Consider the following 17,804-nt stretch of genomic DNA (forward strand, 5'->3'; position numbering starts at 1 on the left):
TCAGTAGAAACCCGGGATCAGCGCCGCGACTTCGCGACGGTACTGCGCGTACGCCGGCCCGAAATGACCGGTCAGCCAGCTCTCCTCGACGCGTACCTTGTACGCGAGCGACGCGAACACCAGCGCGACGCCGAATGCGCCGCGCCACTCGCCGCCGATCAGCGCGGCGCCCACCAGCGCGATCAGGCAGCCGGTGTAGATCGGATGACGCACGAGGCCATACGGGCCGGTGCGCACGAGCTCGTGGTTCTCCTTCAGCGTGACGGACACGCTCCAGTTCGTGCCGAGATGCAGCCGCGCCCACACCGAGAACAGCAGCCCCGCGATCAGCACCGCGAGCCCGCACTGGGCCTGCAGGCCGAAGCGGTGCCAGTCCGGCACCCACGCGCGCAGGGTCAGGTCGGGCAGGATGATCAGCGCGCCGCCGACGATCAGCGGAATCGACTGCAGCGTGCGCGAGCGCGACGCCTCCTTGCGCACGGTCGTCTTCACGGCCTGCGACGTCATGATCCAGTAGGCGAGCCATGCGGCCCACGGAACGACGATGGCGATGGTCTGAACGATATTCACGGCTGGCCTGCCTCGTGTGGATGAAAATTCGGATGCGCGCGGCGTGCCGCGTCACGACGACATGGCCGGCATCGGCGCGGACACGCACGGGTGAGCGGCGCCGAGCCCGACGCCCGCGGCAACGGGCGGCGCGTCGCAGAAGAAGCCGAGCAGCGCGGCACGCGTGGCCTCGCGCTGCGCGCGGCCTTCGATGTCGAGGAAATGACCGGCGTCGGGAATCGTCCCGAAGCGCGCACGCGGCACGTGCGCGGCGAGCTGGCGGACGTCGGCCGGCGTCGTGTATTCGTCGCGCTCGCCGTTCACGAACAGCAGTTCGGCGCCGATGTTCGAGAACTCGCTCAGGTAACGCTCCGGCTGCAGCGACAGGATCTGGTCGACGTGGAACGCGACCTGATCCTGCTCGTCGCGCGGCAGGCGCGTCAGGTAGCGGTAGTTGTACAGCTTCATGATGCGCGGCAGGTAGCGGCCGACCGTGTCGTTCAGCAGCTGCGCGGCCTTCAGGTTCTCGCCGGCCGCGATGTGGTCGCGGGCGCGCGTCACGTAGTCGACCATCGCGTCGTTCAGGAACGGCGAGAACGAACAGATCGCCGCGCGCCGCACGCTCGGGCACCCGCGCGCGAGCGCGAACAGCGACGCGACGCCGCCCCACGACACCGACACGAGGAACGCGGGCGCGAAGTGCTCGACCAGATGCTGGAGGATCGCGGCCTCGTCGTCCTTCGTCAGGATGAAGCAGCCGGGGTTGTGCTGGCGCGACTGCCCGGCGTACGGCAGGTCGAAGCAGATCGTGTTCATCCGCTCGCCGAGATACTGGACGGTCTGGCCGAACGACGCGGTCGTCGCGAGCGCGCCGTTGACGAGCATCGCCGTGTCGAATGACGGATCGAACACGTTCCGTTCGACGTAGACCTTCAGACCATTCGGCAGCGGGACCACGTGTTTTTCGGTCGGCATCGTCGTTCTCCGGTGGATGCGGCGTCTCGGCGTCGCGGCATGCTGCAGGTGCGCAATGGCTGGCGCCGACCGTGTTCCGGCCGTTGACCGCGCCCATTGCCGACGCACCGCGGAAAATACCCGCGGCGCCGATTCATTCCTTGTGATGCGGCGCCATCCTAATACGGGCAATATTGCTTACTCAAGTCACCCCAACGATTCCCTCTACTCCACCCGGGAATACAAGCGATTCAAATTTTTTCAGCATTTTTTATGGTAGGAGGAATCGGACGAAAGGATATCGCAATCGTTTGCGAGGGCGTCACCAGATGCGCCGCGCGACGAACAATATCCTTTACATTCAACTACATAAATCGTTTAAATCGCTTGATTTAAACGAATTTCCGGAAAGTGCGAGCCTCTTCGTCGGCAATTCAAATTTCCGAATCCAAAACCGTTCTCACATAGCTCGACATTCTTTCGACGTGTAATAAATCGGATTCGGAAACAGCCGAAACTATTGCATCAGCTTTTCCCGATCCGTTTTAAACAAACTTAAAGTTATTTAACCTTCTTTCAACTCGTTTTTCCGCATCCGCACAATCCCGGCGACGCCGTCGGTTTCCGGCCTCCGACACCCGATTCGCCGTCCGACCCCGCTTTTTTATTGATTGAACGATCAATAAAAAACCGCTAAGCTTTCGACTTCCAGGAACGGGCCCGTCCGGGCGAAAGGAGTGCGCGATGCCGAAAGTCGGAATGCGGGAGATACGCCGCGCACAGTTGATCGACGCCACGCTGCGCTCGATCGACGAAGCCGGCCTGCCCGGCACGACGCTCGCCTCGGTCGCGCAGCGCGCGAACATCTCGACGGGCATCGTCAGCCACTACTTCGGCGACAAGGACGGCCTGCTCGAAGCCACGATGCGGCACGTGCTGCGCGATCTGTGGGCGGCCACCACGCAACGTCGCGTCGCCGCACGCAAGGATCCGCGTTCGCGGCTGCGCGCGATCGTCGCCGCGAACTTCGACGACACGCAGGTCAGCGCGCCCGTGATGAAGACCTGGCTCGCATTCTGGTCGCAGAGCATGCACGACGCGATGCTCAAGCGCCTGCAGCACGTCAACACGCGGCGCCTCCATTCGAACCTGTGCGCGGAATTCGCGAAGGCGCTGCCGCGCGCGAAAGCACGGCAAGCCGCCAGCGGCCTCGCCGCGCTGATCGACGGCCTGTGGCTGCGCGGCGCCCTCGCCGGCGGCCCGATCGACACCCGGGCTGCATTGAAGCTCGCCCACGATTACATCGACCTGCTGCTCGCGTCCGACTGACGCGCAGGCAGTCGCCCTCAAGGAGATCCTCATGTCCGTATACGGTTTGCAGCGCCTCTACATCGGCGGCGGTTACGTCGACGCCACCAGCGGCAAGACTTTCGACACCTTCGATCCCGCCACCGGCGAACTGCTCGCGCAGGTGCAGCAGGCGAGCGCGGCCGACGTCGACCGCGCGGTCGCGTCGGCGCGGGAAGGCCAGCGCGAATGGGCCGCGATGACCGCGATGCAGCGCTCGCGGATCCTGCGCCGCGCGGTCGACCTGCTGCGCGAGCGCAACGACGAGCTCGCGGCCATCGAGACGCGCGACACCGGCAAGCCGATCGGCGAGACGCTCGCGGTCGACATCGTCACCGGCGCGGACGTGATCGAGTACTACGCGGGCCTCGCGACCGCGATCGAAGGGCTGCAGGTGCCGCTGCGCGCCGAGTCGTTCGTCTATACGCGCCGCGAGCCGCTCGGCGTGTGCGCGGGCATCGGCGCATGGAACTACCCGATCCAGATCGCATGCTGGAAGACGGCGCCCGCGCTCGCGGCCGGCAACGCGATGGTGTTCAAGCCCAGCGAGGTCACGCCGCTCACCGCGCTGAAGCTCGCGGAAATCTATACGGAAGCCGGCGTGCCGGCCGGCGTGTTCAATGTCGTGCAGGGCGACGGCTCGGTCGGCGCACTGCTCACCGGTCACCCGGACATCGCGAAGGTGTCGTTCACCGGCGGCGTCGAGACCGGCAAGAAGGTGATGTCGCTGGCCGGCGCGTCGTCGCTGAAGGAAGTGACGATGGAGCTCGGCGGCAAGTCGCCGCTGATCGTGTTCGAGGATGCCGATCTCGACCGCGCGGCCGACATCGCGGTGACCGCCAACTTCTTCAGCTCGGGCCAGGTCTGCACCAACGGCACGCGCGTGTTCGTGCACCGCTCGGTCAAGGACGCATTCACGCAGCGCGTGCTCGAACGCGTGAAGCGGATTCGCGTCGGCAAGCCGACCGATGCCGCCACCAACTTCGGCCCGCTCGTGTCGGCCGCGCAGCTCGACAAGGTGCTCGGCTTCATCGACAGCGGCAAGGCCGAAGGCGCGAAGCTGCTCGCCGGCGGCACGCGCCTGACCGACGGTCACTTCGCCAGCGGCCAGTACGTCGCGCCGACCGTGTTCGGCGACTGCCGCGACGACATGAAGATCGTGCGCGAAGAGATTTTCGGGCCGGTGATGAGCATCCTCGATTTCGAATCGGAGGACGAAGTGATCGCCCGCGCGAACGACACGCACTACGGCCTCGCGGCCGGCGTCGTGACCGAGAACCTGTCGCGCGCGCACCGCACGATCCATCGCCTCGAAGCCGGCATCTGCTGGATCAATACGTGGGGCGAATCGCCGGCCGAGATGCCGGTTGGCGGATACAAGCAATCCGGTGTCGGACGCGAGAACGGCATCACGACGCTCGAACACTACACTCGAATCAAGTCGGTACAGGTCGAGCTTGGCCGCTACAACCCGGTGTTTTGAGAACGATAGGAGATACCCCGTCATGACGACACGCGAATACGACTACATCATCTGCGGCGCCGGTTCCGCGGGCAACGTGCTCGCGACGCGCCTGACGGAAGATCCGAACGTCACGGTGCTGCTGCTCGAAGCGGGCGGCCCCGACTACCGCTTCGACTTCCGCACGCAGATGCCGGCGGCGCTCGCCTATCCGCTGCAGGGCCGTCGCTACAACTGGGCCTACGAGACCGACCCCGAGCCGCACATGGACAACCGCCGGATGGAATGCGGCCGCGGCAAGGGGCTCGGCGGCTCGTCGCTGATCAATGGGATGTGCTACATCCGCGGCAACGCGCTCGACTACGACAACTGGTCGACGCACAAGGGGCTCGAGAACTGGACCTATCTCGACTGCCTGCCGTACTTCAAGAAGGCCGAGACGCGCGACGTCGGCCCGAACGACTATCACGGCGGCAACGGCCCCGTGTCGGTCACGACCAGCAAGCCGGGCGCGAACCCGCTGTTCGAGGCGATGGTCGATGCGGGCGTGCAGGCCGGCTATCCGCGCACCGACGACCTGAACGGCTATCAGCAGGAAGGCTTCGGCCCGATGGACCGCACCGTCACGCCGAAGGGCCGCCGCGCCAGCACCGCGCGCGGCTACCTCGACCAGGCGAAGGGGCGGCCGAACCTCGAGATCGTCACGCACGCGCTCGCCGACCGCATCCTGTTCGACGGCAAGCGCGCGTCGGGCGTCACGTACCTGCGCGGCAGCGAGCGCGCGAGTGCGCACGCGCGCCGCGAGGTCCTCGTGTGCAGCGGCGCGATCGCGTCGCCGCAACTGCTGCAACGCTCGGGCGTCGGCCCCGGCGCATGGCTGAAGGAACTCGACATCCCGATCGTGCTCGACCTGCCCGGCGTCGGCCAGAACCTGCAGGATCACCTGGAGATGTACATCCAGTACGAGTGCAAGGAGCCGGTGTCGCTGTATCCGGCGCTCAAGTGGTGGAACCAGCCGAAGATCGGCCTCGAATGGATGCTGAACGGCACGGGCCTCGGCGCGAGCAACCACTTCGAGGCGGGCGGCTTCATCCGCACGCGCGACGACGATCCGTGGCCGAACATCCAGTATCACTTCCTGCCCGTTGCGATCAACTACAACGGCTCGAACGCGATCGAGATGCACGGCTTCCAGGCGCACGTCGGGTCGATGCGTTCGCCGAGCCGCGGCCGCGTGAAGCTGCGCTCGCGCGATCCGAACGCGCACCCGAGCATCCTGTTCAACTACATGGCCGAAGCGCTCGACTGGCGCGAGTTCCGCGATGCGATCCGCGCGACGCGCGAGATCATGCGGCAGCCCGCGCTCGACCGCTATCGCGGCCGCGAGCTGAACCCGGGCGCCGACTGCAAGTCCGACAAGGAGCTCGACACGTTCGTGCGGGCCCGCGCGGAAACCGCGTTCCATCCGTCGTGCTCGTGCAAGATGGGCTACGACGACATGGCCGTGGTCGACGAGGAAGGTCGCGTGCATGGGCTGGAAGGGCTGCGCGTCGTCGATGCGTCGATCATGCCGATCATCACGACCGGCAACCTGAACGCGCCGACGATCATGATCGCGGAGAAGATCGCCGACAAGATCCGTGGCCGCCAGCCGCTCGCGCGTGTCGACGTGCCTTACTTCGTCGCGAACGGAGCGATGGCGCGCAATGTCGCGAAGGCGGTGCGGCAGCCGGAAACGGTGTAATCGCACCAGCACCCCGCCCCGCGCACAGCGGTGGCGGCAGCAACATGCACGGCTCGCGGCGTTCTCGTCGCGAGCCGTTTTTCATTCGGCGCGCCCGGCGCCCGTCCTGAACCGCGTGATGGCCGCCCGCCTCGGCCGCACGCGTTTCGCGCGCACGATCGGATTCGCGCGCGACGTCAGGCTCATCGCGCCGCGCAAATGCTCGAACGCGACCTCCTCCTTCCGCCCGAAGCGGCCGACCGCCGGCCACGCCAGCGTTTCATCGAGCCACGCCTGCCACGCGTCGCCGTGAAAGCGACGCGCGAATTCGCGCACCGTGTCCGGCGCCGCGATCACGATGCCCGCCAGCAGGTAGTACGCCCAGAAGCTGCCCGCACCGACGAGCCAATCGAGCCGGCACGCGGACACCGCCGCGAGCAAACCGTCCACCGACGCAAGATCGCCGCGGCGTTCGCGAATCGCGCGCGCGACGAGATTGTGCTGACCGCCGTATGCGGCAAAGGAAATCCCCTTACCGGCGGCCAGCTCCGCGCAGAACAGCGCGAGCGCGGCCATCTCGTCGATGCACGCGGCATCGTCGCGCGGCCCGCACACGCGCAGCACGATCGCGTCGATGACGTCTCCCGGCCGGGCCGACGGCTCGACGCACGCCGCCGCGACGGCCGCGTGTCGTTCTCTCAGGTTCTTCGGGCTCGGCGCTTCGCCGTTCTCGGGTCGCGCTCGTGCGTCCTGCTCGTCGGCATCGTCGCTGCCTCGCTCGGCGCCACGGGCAATCCGCTCGAGCGCGGCCCAGCCGTCGCCGGGATCGTCGAAGGTCCACGCATCGACGAAGCCATGCGCGGCTTCGAATACCGCGCGCGATCCCGGGCAGCATCGCTCCGCGTACGCGAGCTGCCGCGCGTCGGGCACGTGCATGCATGCGCCGGGCGGATCGCTCGCCTCGCATGCGCAACCGCCGCCGTCCGTTGCCATCCACGGCGCGAGCGCATGCAGGACGGCGATCGCTTCGTGCGACAGGTTCAAGCCCGCACGCACGCGTGCCGGGGGCGACGACGGCGGAACGTCAGTCGCGCCGTCGTCGTCGGCCGCCGCCACGCAAGTCGCTTCGGACAGATGTTCGATCAGATACTGCAGCCACGCGGCCGTGCGCAGCCGGTCAGGCGTCGCACCGCGGGCAGCGCCATACTTCGCTGGGTCGGTGAGCATGTGGCGAATCGGAATGGTTGTGTTGATTCGGGTTCGGTCGAAGCAGGCGGCACGGTGCGTCGCACCGGCCCCTGATAAGGCCGCCCGCGTCGGATCGCGACGCAGGCAGCCAGCCGGTCGCCGCGCCGATACGCGCGACGACACGAACGCAACTCGAAACCGGAACGCCCGCCGCGCATCCTTGCACGGCCCTCGTCGATGGCGGGCGCCCGGCCTCGATCACGCGACGCTTACTGCACGTGGAACTTCGGCGACGTGACGACCGTGCCGCCGACCGTACAGTCCGGTGTCAGCACGGCATTGTTGAACGTCAGCGACGAGTTCGGATCGTTCCACGTCGTCACGACCTTGCTCGGCCCGCACGTGCCGAGCAGCGTGACGTTCACCTTCACGTTGTTGATCGACAGCTGCGTCGTACTGTCGGCCTGCCCGGTCCACGGCGACGCGCTGGTCGCGCTGCCGCTGATCAGGCCGCACGTCGCGCCGCCCGTGAACGTCGTCGACGTGATGTTGACGATGCCCGTCGACGAGATCGTGCCGTTGAACGTCGCGTTGCAGGTCGCGTTGATCGACCCCTTGGCCAGGGCCGTAAGGCCCGTCGCGGAGAACGGCTCCCCGTTGGGGTTCATGGCCTGACCGTCGGCGCGCGACACGGTGACGGCGAAAGCAGGCGCGGCCGAAACCGCGGTGAATGCCACTGCAGCAACAAGCGATACGATTTTGCGAATGCTCATTTGAACTGCCCCCTCTCTCTTCACAAATGGCGGCATGCCGCCAGGAACGCGACGTCCCGGCCGGATCGCTCCGGCCGCTCGGTCGCAGGAAGCCGCCGGCACGCGTGACGCGTGCCGCACGGCTCAGAACTTGTAGGAAATGCCGACGAACGTGATCAGCGGATCGGCCTTCAGCCGCGTGCGCGTGGTCGCGAGCGTCGATCCGTCGGCCGCCTTGATCACGAGCGACGAGTAGGTCTTCAGCGGCATGTAGGTCAGCGTCGCCGTGAGCCCCCAGTGCTTGTCGATCGCATAGCTCGCGCCGACGTTGTAGACCGGCGTGAACGACGATGACGCCTTGCCCTCCACCGACGTCGGCCCCGGCTTGCCGGCGCCGGCCGCGAGCACGCTGCCGAGGTTCTCGTTGATGTCCTTCGCGAAGTTGCCGTTCAGTTCGATGTTGCTGAACCAGCTGTAGGCCACACCGATCCCGACGAACGGACGGAACTTCGCGGTCGGTGCATTGAAGTAGTACTGCAGAATGATCGTCGGGCTCCACTGCCGCGCATTCTTCACGGCCGGCTGGTTCGACGTCTTGTCCATGTCGACGCTGCCGAGCGAGCCGGCCGGGCCGGGCGGCCGGATCACGCCGTGTCCGGTCAGCGTGAACTCGGGCGGCACGCCGAGCACCGACGTCACCGCGATGTGGTCGGTGAAGAAGTGCGTGAGCGTGAGGCCGACCGTATCGGCGTTGTTGACCGTCAGGCTCGTGCCCGGCGACGTGAATGAACCGGGCAGCCGCAGCGGCCCGTTGATCGGCATGTTCGCGAGATTCGTCGTCAGCCCGTTGGTCGAATCCTGCGGCATGATGTGCAGCCAGCCCAGCGTCGCGACGTTGTCGCCCGCCTGCTGGGCCGATGCGAGCGTCGACACGCCTGCGACGACACCCGCGACAATCAGCTTCTTCATGAAACCTTCCCCCTCGTTCTGTCCGGGCGCCGCGCATCCGCGCGCGGCGCCGCCGTGTCTCCATCCGCGCGTGGTCACTGCACGAACGCGCCGACCGTGAAGTACGGATTGCTCGTATCGGCCATGTCGAGGAACCCGAACACACCGCCGGTGAACACGAACTTGCCGGTCGCCGGCCCCGACGCCGCGTCGGCATGCACGGTCGTCACGACGCCCGGCACCTTCTGCGTGTAGTCGAGGTTCAGCGCGCGCGTGAGCGCCGCCTGCGACGCGTTGAACGGATCGAGCAGCGTCGCCTGCGCGCCGACGAGCGCGGTCGCGCGGTAGTTGAACGCACTGTCGACGCCCGTGTACTCGCCGTTCTGCGAGCCCGGCGCGACCGCCGCCTGGGGGCTCAGGAACGAGATGCCCGATTCGTCGTCCGCGCTCGGCGGGCCCTGCGTGAGGTCCGCGTTCGCGGCGCCGGTGCGGATGAACACCGGCACGAGCTGGTTGCGCAGCTTGCCGACGATCAGGATTCCCTTGCCGGCCTTCGCCGGATCGAGCGCGGCGAGCGTCGGCGGCACCTGCGGCTGGTAGTTCAGCGACTGGAATGCCGGCGCATCGGGGCGCAGCGTGAACGGCTGGTTCACGGTCGCGCTCGACGCGAACGGCTGCCCGCCGTTCTTCTTGCCGAAGTTGTCCGTTTCGACGTAGCTGCCGTCCGCGTGGATCGTCACCTGCTGGTCGAGCGCCACCGGCTGGAAGTTCTGCGACGGCACCTGGTGGTAGCCGAGCTGGTTGTATGTACCGGCGATCTTCGACAGATCGGTTTCGAGCGACGAGAAGCTGATGAACGGGTAGTACGGGAACGTCGTTTTCGTGATCTTGCCGACGCCGATCACGCCGTCGAACTGGATCGTCGCGCCCGGAATCGCGCCGCCCAGCACGCCCTCGCCGAGGAACAGGCGTGCCGGCCGGCTCGGGTCGAGGCTCGCGTTCTGCATCCGGAACGTGCACTGATTCAGCTTCACGGTCGGCAGGCCGGTCTCGTCGGCCAGCGTGCCGTCGACGACGTTGGCCGGCGCCGTGTCGCGCGTCGGCTGCACGGTCCCTGTGGTGGTCGGCACGGGCGACGCGAGGTAGGTCATCCGGTACGTCATCTTCGTCGTGTCGAGCTGCACCTTCACGAGTTCGCCCGAACCCGACCCGCCAATGAACACCGTGTTGTAGTCGATGGATTGCGGGCACAGCCGCACCACCGGTGCGGGCGGCGGGTCGCCGTCGCCGCCGCAGGCGGCCAGCACGGGCGCGAGCGACGCCGCGGCCATCCAATGCTTCACATTCATAGGAATCCTCTTGAATTTCGATTCGCCGGCGGCGACGCATGCGCCGCCGGTGTTCCGTGTTCAGTACGCCGTTACTGGACGAACGCGCCGACCGTGAAGAACGGGTTGATCTTGTTGTTGTTGACGACCATCGCGTAGACGTTCCCCGCCGTCACCAGCCAACCGGTGTCGCCCTTGCTGAAGATCGCCACGTTGCCGTTCGCACCCTTCGCGTTGAAGTCCTGCGACGCCGTGACCTTGATCTTGCCGGGCGTGGCCTGCGTGTAGTCGAGCGCGAACTGCGAACTCACGGACGACGTCTGCGGGTCGATGAATGCCGCGGTATTGCCCTGAAACAGCGTGGACGTGTAGTTGGCTGCGAGCGTCGATACAGCGCTGCCGTCCGTGCAGTTGCCGGCCTCGGGCATGAAGAACGTGCCGTTGAACGTGCCGGGCAGGTCCGGATGCGGCACGAGGCTGTCGAAGCTCGGTCCCGAAATCCCCGGTGCCCCATACACGCCGTTCGACGTCACGACGCCGCACGCGGACGCGCTCGTCGCCCCGATGAAACCGCCCTTCAGCACATTGGCCGCGACGACCTGCGCGGGCGACAGCATCGAGATGCCGACTTCCGCGTCGGCGACCGACGCCAGCAGGTTGCTCGCATCGGCGTGCGAGTAGCCGACGCGAATCACGATCGGTATCAGCGCGCCGTTCAGCTTGCCGACGATCATCACGCCATGCGCCTGGGTCGGCGACAGCAGCACGAGCGGCTGCTCCTGGCCGGCCGACGGATACGGCAAGCCCGGTTTCGCGCTGCTGACGAACACGTTGTCGGCACTGCCGTCCGTGTTCTTGCGCAGCGTCCACGGCGTACCGGTCGTCTGGCACGAGTAGTCGCTGCCCGGCGTGATCGTGCACGTGCCGTCCCCGCCGAGCGTCTGGTTCCAGTTCACGACATCCGGCTGCCAGCCTTGCGGGGTGGCGGTCTGGTAGCTGCTGCCCGTCGGCGACAGATGAATGCCGACTTCGTTGTACACGCCGGCCACCTTGGTGAAATCCGTCTCGGTGTCGGTAAAGCCGATGAACGGATAGAAATCGAACGTGCGCGACGGCACGGTGCCGATATAGAGACCCGGCGCGAGCGGAATGCCGTCGAATTGAATCGTCGCGCCCGGAATCCCGCCGCCGACCACCCCGTTCCCGACGAACAGCATCGGCGGATCCGTGCGCTTGATCGTCACCGAATACGCGCCGTCGCTCGTCGCGCCGCTGTCGAGCACGAACGCGCAGCGGTTCTGCTCGGCCGTCGGCAGGTTGGTCGGATGATGGAACGCGCCATTGATCGTGAGGCCCGCGCGCGTGTCGTTGACCTGCCCGGCCGACGTCGGCACCGACGATTCGATGAACTGCATCTGATAGGTGAGCCGGGTCGTGTCGAACTTCACCTTCACGTATTCGCCGCTGCCGGCGCCGCCCGTGTAGGTCGTCGTGTAGTCGAGCGAATCCGGACACAGCTTCGTCACGACGGGCGGTGTCGTTTCGGCGCCGCTCGGCCCGCATGCGCTGCCCGAGCACTGCGGCACGTTGATCGGGCCCGGATCGTCGCCGCCGCCGCAACCGGCGACGAACGGCAGCGCCAGCACGGCGCACGACAGGATCGCCTTCCGCCATTCAGGAATGCAAAGCATCAACCCCTCCTTTTCAGATACGACAGGTCTCGCACGGACGGGCTGCGTGGCCCGCCGGTTGGTATTGCGCCGCGAGCGTGCGCGGCGCATGACGATGCGCGCCATGCGCGCCGCGCGGCCGGATCGGCAGATGCGATCAGGACCGCCGCGGCAGGCAAGCGCTGTCCGGCGGCGCCGTCATGCGGCACGGCGCCGGCGGGACAATCGAAACGGAAATGTGGTGCGTCGCTACAGCGGCAACACGATGCGATGACGCGGGCACGCGACTCGCGTCGTGCCCGCATCCAGCGAAAAGCGCGGACATGGCAGTCCGGCCGGGCCCTCGGATAGGCGTCTCATGTATTGGTCTCCGTACGTACGCTTGATTCGTTATCGTGATGCGTCGTTGGACGAGACTATGATCGGACGATCCGCACAAGTAAATGGATGCAGAGTTCCAAACGTGCGCGAACCGCGCAATCCTAATGTGTTCAAGGTGCTTGACAGTTTTTCAAACGGCCTTCAATTTATTTGCTCAGACAAATACCGACCCGGTGTAACGCGCAGGGGAACGATGGTGGTCGACTCGCGCACCGGTCGAGCTAAAACGACGCGCATTGTTCGCCGGATTTAAATAAAGCCTCGCTTTATTGAATGACGCATGTGCAATTTCCGCAAATCCCGCACCGGCATCGCATGTTCTTTCCATCGAAATGCATTTCCATCTGCCGATTGCTAATATGGCGGTCCTGCGATCCCGCACCACAACGCCGTTCGACATGACGCCCGTTCGCCATGCCGCCCCCGACACCACCCGCCTCGCGGCGGCGCCGGGCACGTGCGGCGCGCGGCGTCGGACCGACCGGCCGTGCCATCCGTGAGCATGCAACCGATCCTTTCCGTCTCCGACCTTTCCAAGACCTACGCGTCCGGCTTCCAGGCGCTGAAGCACGTGACCCTCGACATCCGCCCGGGCGAGATCTTCGCGCTGCTCGGGCCGAACGGCGCGGGCAAGACCACGCTGATCGGCTCGATCTGCGGCATCGTCACGCCGACCGAGGGCCGCGTGACGGTCGGCGGCCACGACATCCGCGACGCGTATCGCGCGGCGCGCGAAATGATCGGCCTCGTGCCGCAGGAGCTGACGACCGACGCGTTCGAAACCGTGTGGGCGACCGTGTCGTTCAGCCGCGGCCTGTTCGGCAAGGCACCCGATCCCGCGCACATCGAGAAGACACTGAAGGCGCTGTCGCTGTGGGACAAGCGCGACAACAAGCTGATGACGCTGTCGGGCGGCATGAAGCGCCGCGTGATGATCGCGAAGGCGCTCGCGCACGAGCCGCGCATCCTGTTCCTCGACGAGCCGACGGCCGGCGTCGACGTCGAGCTGCGCCGCGACATGTGGAAGCTCGTCGATTCGCTGCGCGACAGCGGCGTGACGATCCTGCTGACCACGCACTACATCGAGGAAGCCGAGGAAATGGCCGACCGGATCGGCATCATCCTCGGCGGCGAACTCGTGCTCGTCGAAGAGAAGCGCGAGCTGATGCGCAAGCTCGGCAAGAAGCAGCTGACCGTGCAGCTCGAACACCCGCTTACGACCGTGCCGGCCGAACTCGCCACGTTCGGGCTCGAACGTGCGGACGACGGCGCCGCGCTCGTCTATACGTACGACTCGCAGCGCGACGACGCGAGCATCGCGAAGCTGATCAACGCGCTCGGCTCGGCCGGCATCGGCTTTCGCGACCTGCATACGACGCAGAGCTCGCTCGAGGATATTTTCGTCAGCCTGATCGACAACCGCCGCAACGGCGCACAAGGGGCGTAACGCACATGGCGAACTGGAATTTCCACGGCATCCGCGCGATCTATCGCGCCGAAATGGCCCGCACGCGCCGCACGCTGATGCAGAGCATCATCGCGCCGGTGATCTCGACGTCGCTGTACTTCGTCGTGTTCGGTTCGGCGATCGGCTCGCGCATCAGCGACGTGAACGGGATCGGCTACGGGTCGTTCATCGTGCCGGGCCTCGTGATGCTGTCGCTGCTGTCGCAGAGCATCTCGAACGCGTCGTTCGGCATCTACTTCCCGCGCTTCACGGGCACGATCTACGAGATATTGTCCGCACCCGTGTCGTACTGGGAGATCGTGATCGCGTATGTGGGCGCGGCCGCGTCGAAGTCGCTGCTGCTCGGGGTGATCATCCTCGCGACGGCCGGGCTGTTCGTGCCGCTGCACATCCTGCATCCGTTCTGGATGGTGCTGTTCCTCGTGCTGACGTCGATCACCTTCAGCCTGTTCGGCTTCGTGATCGGCATCTGGGCCGACAGCTTCGAGAAGCTGCAGCTCGTGCCGCTCCTGATCATCACGCCGCTCACGTTCCTCGGCGGCAGCTTCTATTCGGTCGACATGCTGCCGCCCGCGTGGCGCATCGTCACGCTGTTCAACCCGATCGTCTACCTGATCAGCGGCTTCCGCTGGTCGTTCTACGGGCTGGCCGACGTGCACGTGGGGATCAGCCTCGCGGCGACCACGCTGTTCCTCGCGATCCTGCTCGCGATCGTCGCGTGGATGTTCCGCACCGGCTACAAGCTGAAGAACTGACGCAGCGCGTGCTGCCGTGCACCCGGCACGGCCGCTGCGATCGCCGGTTCGCGCATCCGGGGCGGCGCTGCTAGACTGGATCGGAAGATCGACCGCTGCCGCCTGTGGCACCGCAACGAGCGGGGCACGGGCGGCGCGGCTCCGCCCCCTTCCCTGCGCGAGGACCCAATGAGCGCCTCCCGAATCGACGCCGTCCGCGACGGCCTGTTTCGCGCGACGACCTACGTCGACACGCTGAACCTGTGCTTCAGCCAGTTCTTCGTACGATCGCCGCACGGTGACGTGCTGTGCGTCGAAACGGGCACCCGGTCCAATTTCACGCAGCTGAGCGCGGCGCTCGACGGCGTCGGCATCGCGCCGTCGATGGTCAGCAGCGTGATCGTCCCGCACTTCGAGGCCGACGAAATGGGCGCGCTGCCCGATTTCCTCGCGGCCAACCCGGCGCTCGTCGCGTACGGACATCCGATGTGTACATGGGGGCTCGCCGACGTGTTCGGCGTGCGCGCGATTCCGCTGAAGGATGGGGAGCCGACGACGCTGTCGGGCACCGGCGTCGTGCCGGTGTTCACGACGCACGTGCATCAGTGGGATGCGCTCGTCGTGTATCTGCCGGCGTACAAGGCGCTGCTGTCGTCGGACATCCTGATGCGCTTCGGCCGGGAGGACGCCGACGATCCTCTGCCCGAGATCCTCGATGCAATCACGCGCTCCGACTACCTGCCGTCGCTCGCGCACCTGGCGCGCGCGCTGCGCCGCATCCAGGCGCTCGATCTCGACATCATCCTGCCGATGCACGGCCCGGCGATCACGCACGACATTCCGCGCGTGATCGCCGGTGTCATCGCCCACTGCGAGGCGGCCGCGGCGGCGTAGCGCGCACGCGCGGCGCCGTGCGGCCGGCCTTGGCTGGTCAGACGCCGGTCAGGCGCCGGTCACGACGAATTCGGCGGCCGCCTTGCTCTGGACCGCGGCCATCACCGCGAGCTCACGTTTGCTGTGCGGCTCGCCGGACGCGACGCCCGTCGCATGCCGGGCCTTCGCGCCGACCGGAAAGAACACGAACGACGCGCCGGCCGGCGCATCGGGCTCGGCCCGCAGGCGTTTGTTCAGGATCTTGAGGTATTTTTTCTTCGAGACTTCCTTCGTTGCCATGGCGCCCTCCACATGAACGTGATGCTGGTCAGCATACCAGTTTTGACAGGCGATTCCGGAGCCCCGCCGCGCGATCGATCTGCACTAGAATGAATCGGCTCACGCGACTCGCCGCGCAGGCCGCGGCCGTCATGTCATTAACGGAGCGTTTCCATGCATGCCGAATTATTCGCGCAGCATCATGATTGCCCGGGCTGGGAAGGCGAAATGGCCCGGCGCGTCGCTGCCTTCGACTGGTCGTCCACCGGCCTCGGCCCGCTCGACGGCTGGTCGGCGAGCCTCGTCGCTGCCGTGCGCACCGTGCTCGCGTCGCCGCTGCCGCTGGTGATGCTGTGGGGCCGGCCCGGCTACATGATCTACAACGACGCGTATGCCGGGTTCGCCGGCGGGCGCCACCCCTATCTGCTCGGCCAGCCGGTCGAGCTCGGCTGGCCCGAGGTCGCCGAGTTCAACCGGAACGTGATGAACACCTGCCTCGCCGGCGGCACGCTGTCGTATCGCGACAAGGAGCTCGTGCTGCTGCGCAGCGGGCGCCCCGAAGACGTATGGATGGATCTGCACTACAGCCCGCTGCCCGACGACGATGGCGCACCGGGCGGGGTGCTCGCCGTCGTGATCGAGACGACCGAACGCGTGCTCGCCACGCGTCATCGCGAACAGGCGGAAGCGGCGCTGCAGTCGTCCAACGATGCGCTGCGCCGCCTGACCGAAACGCTCGAGCAACGCGTGGCCGATGCGATCGCCGAGCGCGCGGCGGTCGAGGAGCAGTTGCGCCACTCGCAGAAGATGGAAGCGATCGGCAGCCTGACCGGCGGCATCGCGCACGACTTCAACAACGTGCTGCAGGTGATCAGCGGCAACCTGCAGATTCTGGCCGTCGAGCTCGGCGAGCGCGCGAGCGCGCAGCCGCGAATCGAAAGCGCGAACAACGCGGTGCGGCGCGGCGCGCAACTGGCGTCGCACCTGCTGGCCTTCGCGCGCCGCCAGCCGTTGTCGGCGACGGTGCTCAATCCGCATCAGTTGATCCACGGGATGAGCGAGATGCTGCACCGCGCGCTCGGCGAAACCGTGCGGATCGTCACCGCGCTGGCGCCCGACGTCGGCAACGTGCTCGCCGACCGGCACCAGCTCGAGAACGCGCTGCTCAATCTTGCGATCAATGCGCGCGACGCGATGAGCGGCGACGGCACGCTGACGATCGCCGCGTACAACGACGCGCATCCCACGCAGGCCGGCGGCGCACGGCGCTCGCCATTGCCGGCCGGCGAATACGTGACGTTCGAGATCAGCGATACGGGGGCCGGCATGACGGCCGACGTGCTCGAGCGCGTGTTCGAACCGTTCTTCACGACCAAGCCGGACGGCGAAGGCACCGGGCTCGGGCTGAGCATGGTGTTCGGTTTCGTCAAGCAAAGCGGCGGCCATACGTCGATCGAAAGCACGCCGGGCCAGGGCACGACCGTGCGGCTCACATTTCCGCGCTGTCACGACGACTGCGCGGAAGAGCCTGCCCGCGTGCCGCAGCACGATGCCGCGCGCGGCCGCGAAACCATCCTGGTCGTCGAGGACGACGCGGAGGTCCGGCTGACCGTGGTCGACATGCTTACGCAGCTCGGCTACAAGGTGCTGACCGCGTCCGACGGCGAAGCCGCGCTGCAGATACTCGACTGCGACGCGCATATCGACCTGCTGTTTACCGACGTGATCATGCCGGGCCGCATCAAGGGCGGCGAACTCGCGCGCCGCGCCGCGCAGCGCACGCCGCCGTTGCCGGTGCTGTTCACGTCCGGCTACACGCGCGACGAGATTTTCCACTCCGGGCGGCTCGACCCCGGCGTCATGCTGCTCGGCAAGCCGTACCGCCGCGACGAACTCGCGGCCCGGATCCGCGACATGCTCGACGCGCATCCAAAGGCGGCGTGAGCGGGTGACGTGTCGGCATGCGTGCGGCGGAGTCGGTCCTCGAGCCCCCGGACCTTTCCGGCACCCGTTGCCGCTCGGACGACGTCGGATACGCCGCGGCGCTTCACCGCTCACCGATCGCCGGTCGCCGAAATTTTTCCGTGCGCGATGTCGATTCGAGCGATCGTCGCGCGTCGTAGTGTCGTAACCGATCGATTTGCCGGC

General features: G+C 66.7%; 15 protein-coding genes. 7 read left to right on the forward strand and 8 right to left on the reverse strand.

Features of this window, described 5'->3' with window-relative positions:
* Together BAMB_RS22550 and BAMB_RS22555 are read right to left on the reverse strand one after the other, a co-directional pair.
* Positions 1 to 570 (reverse strand): methyltransferase family protein, encoded by a 570-nt coding sequence (locus BAMB_RS22550; protein WP_011659479.1) that lies wholly within the window; start codon positions 568 to 570, stop codon positions 1 to 3.
* A 51-nt stretch (positions 571 to 621) separates the two neighbouring features.
* Positions 622 to 1,524: an alpha/beta fold hydrolase gene (locus BAMB_RS22555; RefSeq protein WP_011659480.1), complete on the reverse strand. Its 903-nt coding sequence runs from the start codon at positions 1,522 to 1,524 to the stop codon at positions 622 to 624.
* 723 nt (positions 1,525 to 2,247) lie between these two features.
* On the opposite strand from BAMB_RS22555, the gene betI reads away from it, so the two are divergent.
* From betI to betA, 3 genes are read left to right on the forward strand one after another with little or no spacing between them, the layout of a single operon-like run.
* On the forward strand, positions 2,248 to 2,832 hold the full coding sequence (gene betI, locus BAMB_RS22560; RefSeq protein WP_011659481.1) for a transcriptional regulator BetI: 585 nt from the start codon (positions 2,248 to 2,250) through the stop codon (positions 2,830 to 2,832).
* Positions 2,833 to 2,863: 31 nt separating this feature from the next.
* Positions 2,864 to 4,333 (forward strand): betaine-aldehyde dehydrogenase, encoded by a 1,470-nt coding sequence (gene betB, locus BAMB_RS22565; RefSeq protein WP_011659482.1) that lies wholly within the window; start codon positions 2,864 to 2,866, stop codon positions 4,331 to 4,333.
* A gap of 22 nt (positions 4,334 to 4,355) precedes the next feature.
* The gene (gene betA / locus BAMB_RS22570) at positions 4,356 to 6,056 is read left to right on the forward strand and encodes a choline dehydrogenase (RefSeq protein ID WP_011659483.1); all 1,701 of its coding nucleotides are present in this window, start codon (positions 4,356 to 4,358) and stop codon (positions 6,054 to 6,056) included.
* A gap of 81 nt (positions 6,057 to 6,137) precedes the next feature.
* Here the strand turns inward: betA and BAMB_RS22575 are convergent, their stop codons facing one another.
* The 5 genes from BAMB_RS22575 to BAMB_RS22595 all read right to left on the reverse strand — a co-directional run bounded on the left by BAMB_RS22575 (position 6,138) and on the right by BAMB_RS22595 (position 11,942).
* Positions 6,138 to 7,262 (reverse strand): hypothetical protein, encoded by a 1,125-nt coding sequence (locus tag BAMB_RS22575; protein WP_011659484.1) that lies wholly within the window; start codon positions 7,260 to 7,262, stop codon positions 6,138 to 6,140.
* A gap of 230 nt (positions 7,263 to 7,492) precedes the next feature.
* Positions 7,493 to 7,996, reverse strand: coding sequence for a hypothetical protein (locus tag BAMB_RS22580; protein WP_011659485.1), 504 nt, complete (start codon positions 7,994 to 7,996; stop codon positions 7,493 to 7,495).
* Between the two features lie 123 nt (positions 7,997 to 8,119).
* The gene (locus BAMB_RS22585) at positions 8,120 to 8,944 is read right to left on the reverse strand and encodes an OmpW/AlkL family protein (protein WP_011659486.1); all 825 of its coding nucleotides are present in this window, start codon (positions 8,942 to 8,944) and stop codon (positions 8,120 to 8,122) included.
* 74 nt (positions 8,945 to 9,018) lie between these two features.
* On the reverse strand, positions 9,019 to 10,272 hold the full coding sequence (locus BAMB_RS22590) for a DUF2957 domain-containing protein (RefSeq protein WP_011659487.1): 1,254 nt from the start codon (positions 10,270 to 10,272) through the stop codon (positions 9,019 to 9,021).
* A 71-nt stretch (positions 10,273 to 10,343) separates the two neighbouring features.
* Positions 10,344 to 11,942, reverse strand: a complete 1,599-nt coding sequence (locus tag BAMB_RS22595) for a DUF2957 domain-containing protein (protein WP_011659488.1) — start codon at positions 11,940 to 11,942, stop codon at positions 10,344 to 10,346.
* Between the two features lie 862 nt (positions 11,943 to 12,804).
* On the opposite strand from BAMB_RS22595, the gene BAMB_RS22600 reads away from it, so the two are divergent.
* The 3 genes from BAMB_RS22600 to BAMB_RS22610 all read left to right on the forward strand — a co-directional run bounded on the left by BAMB_RS22600 (position 12,805) and on the right by BAMB_RS22610 (position 15,398).
* Entirely contained in the window at positions 12,805 to 13,749 is a 945-nt protein-coding gene (locus BAMB_RS22600; protein WP_011659491.1) for an ABC transporter ATP-binding protein, read from the forward strand.
* A gap of 5 nt (positions 13,750 to 13,754) precedes the next feature.
* Positions 13,755 to 14,525, forward strand: coding sequence for an ABC transporter permease (locus tag BAMB_RS22605; protein ID WP_006752704.1), 771 nt, complete (start codon positions 13,755 to 13,757; stop codon positions 14,523 to 14,525).
* 168 nt (positions 14,526 to 14,693) lie between these two features.
* Entirely contained in the window at positions 14,694 to 15,398 is a 705-nt protein-coding gene (locus BAMB_RS22610) for an oxygen-binding di-iron domain-containing protein (RefSeq protein ID WP_011659492.1), read from the forward strand.
* A 48-nt stretch (positions 15,399 to 15,446) separates the two neighbouring features.
* On the opposite strand, the gene BAMB_RS22615 is transcribed toward BAMB_RS22610, so the two are convergent.
* On the reverse strand, positions 15,447 to 15,677 hold the full coding sequence (locus BAMB_RS22615) for a hypothetical protein (protein ID WP_006752702.1): 231 nt from the start codon (positions 15,675 to 15,677) through the stop codon (positions 15,447 to 15,449).
* 153 nt (positions 15,678 to 15,830) lie between these two features.
* Between BAMB_RS22615 and BAMB_RS22620 the strand changes: the two genes are divergently transcribed.
* On the forward strand, positions 15,831 to 17,600 hold the full coding sequence (locus BAMB_RS22620; protein ID WP_011659493.1) for an ATP-binding protein: 1,770 nt from the start codon (positions 15,831 to 15,833) through the stop codon (positions 17,598 to 17,600).
* Positions 17,601 to 17,804: the final 204 nt, after the last annotated feature.

The organism is Burkholderia ambifaria AMMD (assembly GCF_000203915.1).
In the GTDB taxonomy this organism is placed as follows: domain Bacteria; phylum Pseudomonadota; class Gammaproteobacteria; order Burkholderiales; family Burkholderiaceae; genus Burkholderia; species Burkholderia ambifaria.

What these genes read in the sequence shown, in the direction of transcription:
- betI (WP_011659481.1), top strand. Translation starts at nt 2,248, where the DNA reads ATGCCGAAAGTCGGAATGCGGGAGATACGCCGCGCACAGTTGATCGAC.
- BAMB_RS22610 (WP_011659492.1), top strand. Translation starts at nt 14,694, where the DNA reads ATGAGCGCCTCCCGAATCGACGCCGTCCGCGACGGCCTGTTTCGCGCG.
- BAMB_RS22585 (WP_011659486.1), bottom strand. Translation starts at nt 8,944, where the DNA reads ATGAAGAAGCTGATTGTCGCGGGTGTCGTCGCAGGCGTGTCGACGCTC.
- betB (WP_011659482.1), top strand. Translation starts at nt 2,864, where the DNA reads ATGTCCGTATACGGTTTGCAGCGCCTCTACATCGGCGGCGGTTACGTC.
- BAMB_RS22580 (WP_011659485.1), bottom strand. Translation starts at nt 7,996, where the DNA reads ATGAGCATTCGCAAAATCGTATCGCTTGTTGCTGCAGTGGCATTCACC.
- BAMB_RS22615 (WP_006752702.1), bottom strand. Translation starts at nt 15,677, where the DNA reads ATGGCAACGAAGGAAGTCTCGAAGAAAAAATACCTCAAGATCCTGAAC.
- BAMB_RS22605 (WP_006752704.1), top strand. Translation starts at nt 13,755, where the DNA reads ATGGCGAACTGGAATTTCCACGGCATCCGCGCGATCTATCGCGCCGAA.
- BAMB_RS22595 (WP_011659488.1), bottom strand. Translation starts at nt 11,942, where the DNA reads ATGCTTTGCATTCCTGAATGGCGGAAGGCGATCCTGTCGTGCGCCGTG.
- BAMB_RS22575 (WP_011659484.1), bottom strand. Translation starts at nt 7,262, where the DNA reads ATGCTCACCGACCCAGCGAAGTATGGCGCTGCCCGCGGTGCGACGCCT.
- BAMB_RS22620 (WP_011659493.1), top strand. Translation starts at nt 15,831, where the DNA reads ATGCATGCCGAATTATTCGCGCAGCATCATGATTGCCCGGGCTGGGAA.
- betA (WP_011659483.1), top strand. Translation starts at nt 4,356, where the DNA reads ATGACGACACGCGAATACGACTACATCATCTGCGGCGCCGGTTCCGCG.
- BAMB_RS22555 (WP_011659480.1), bottom strand. Translation starts at nt 1,524, where the DNA reads ATGCCGACCGAAAAACACGTGGTCCCGCTGCCGAATGGTCTGAAGGTC.
- BAMB_RS22600 (WP_011659491.1), top strand. Translation starts at nt 12,805, where the DNA reads ATGCAACCGATCCTTTCCGTCTCCGACCTTTCCAAGACCTACGCGTCC.
- BAMB_RS22590 (WP_011659487.1), bottom strand. Translation starts at nt 10,272, where the DNA reads ATGAATGTGAAGCATTGGATGGCCGCGGCGTCGCTCGCGCCCGTGCTG.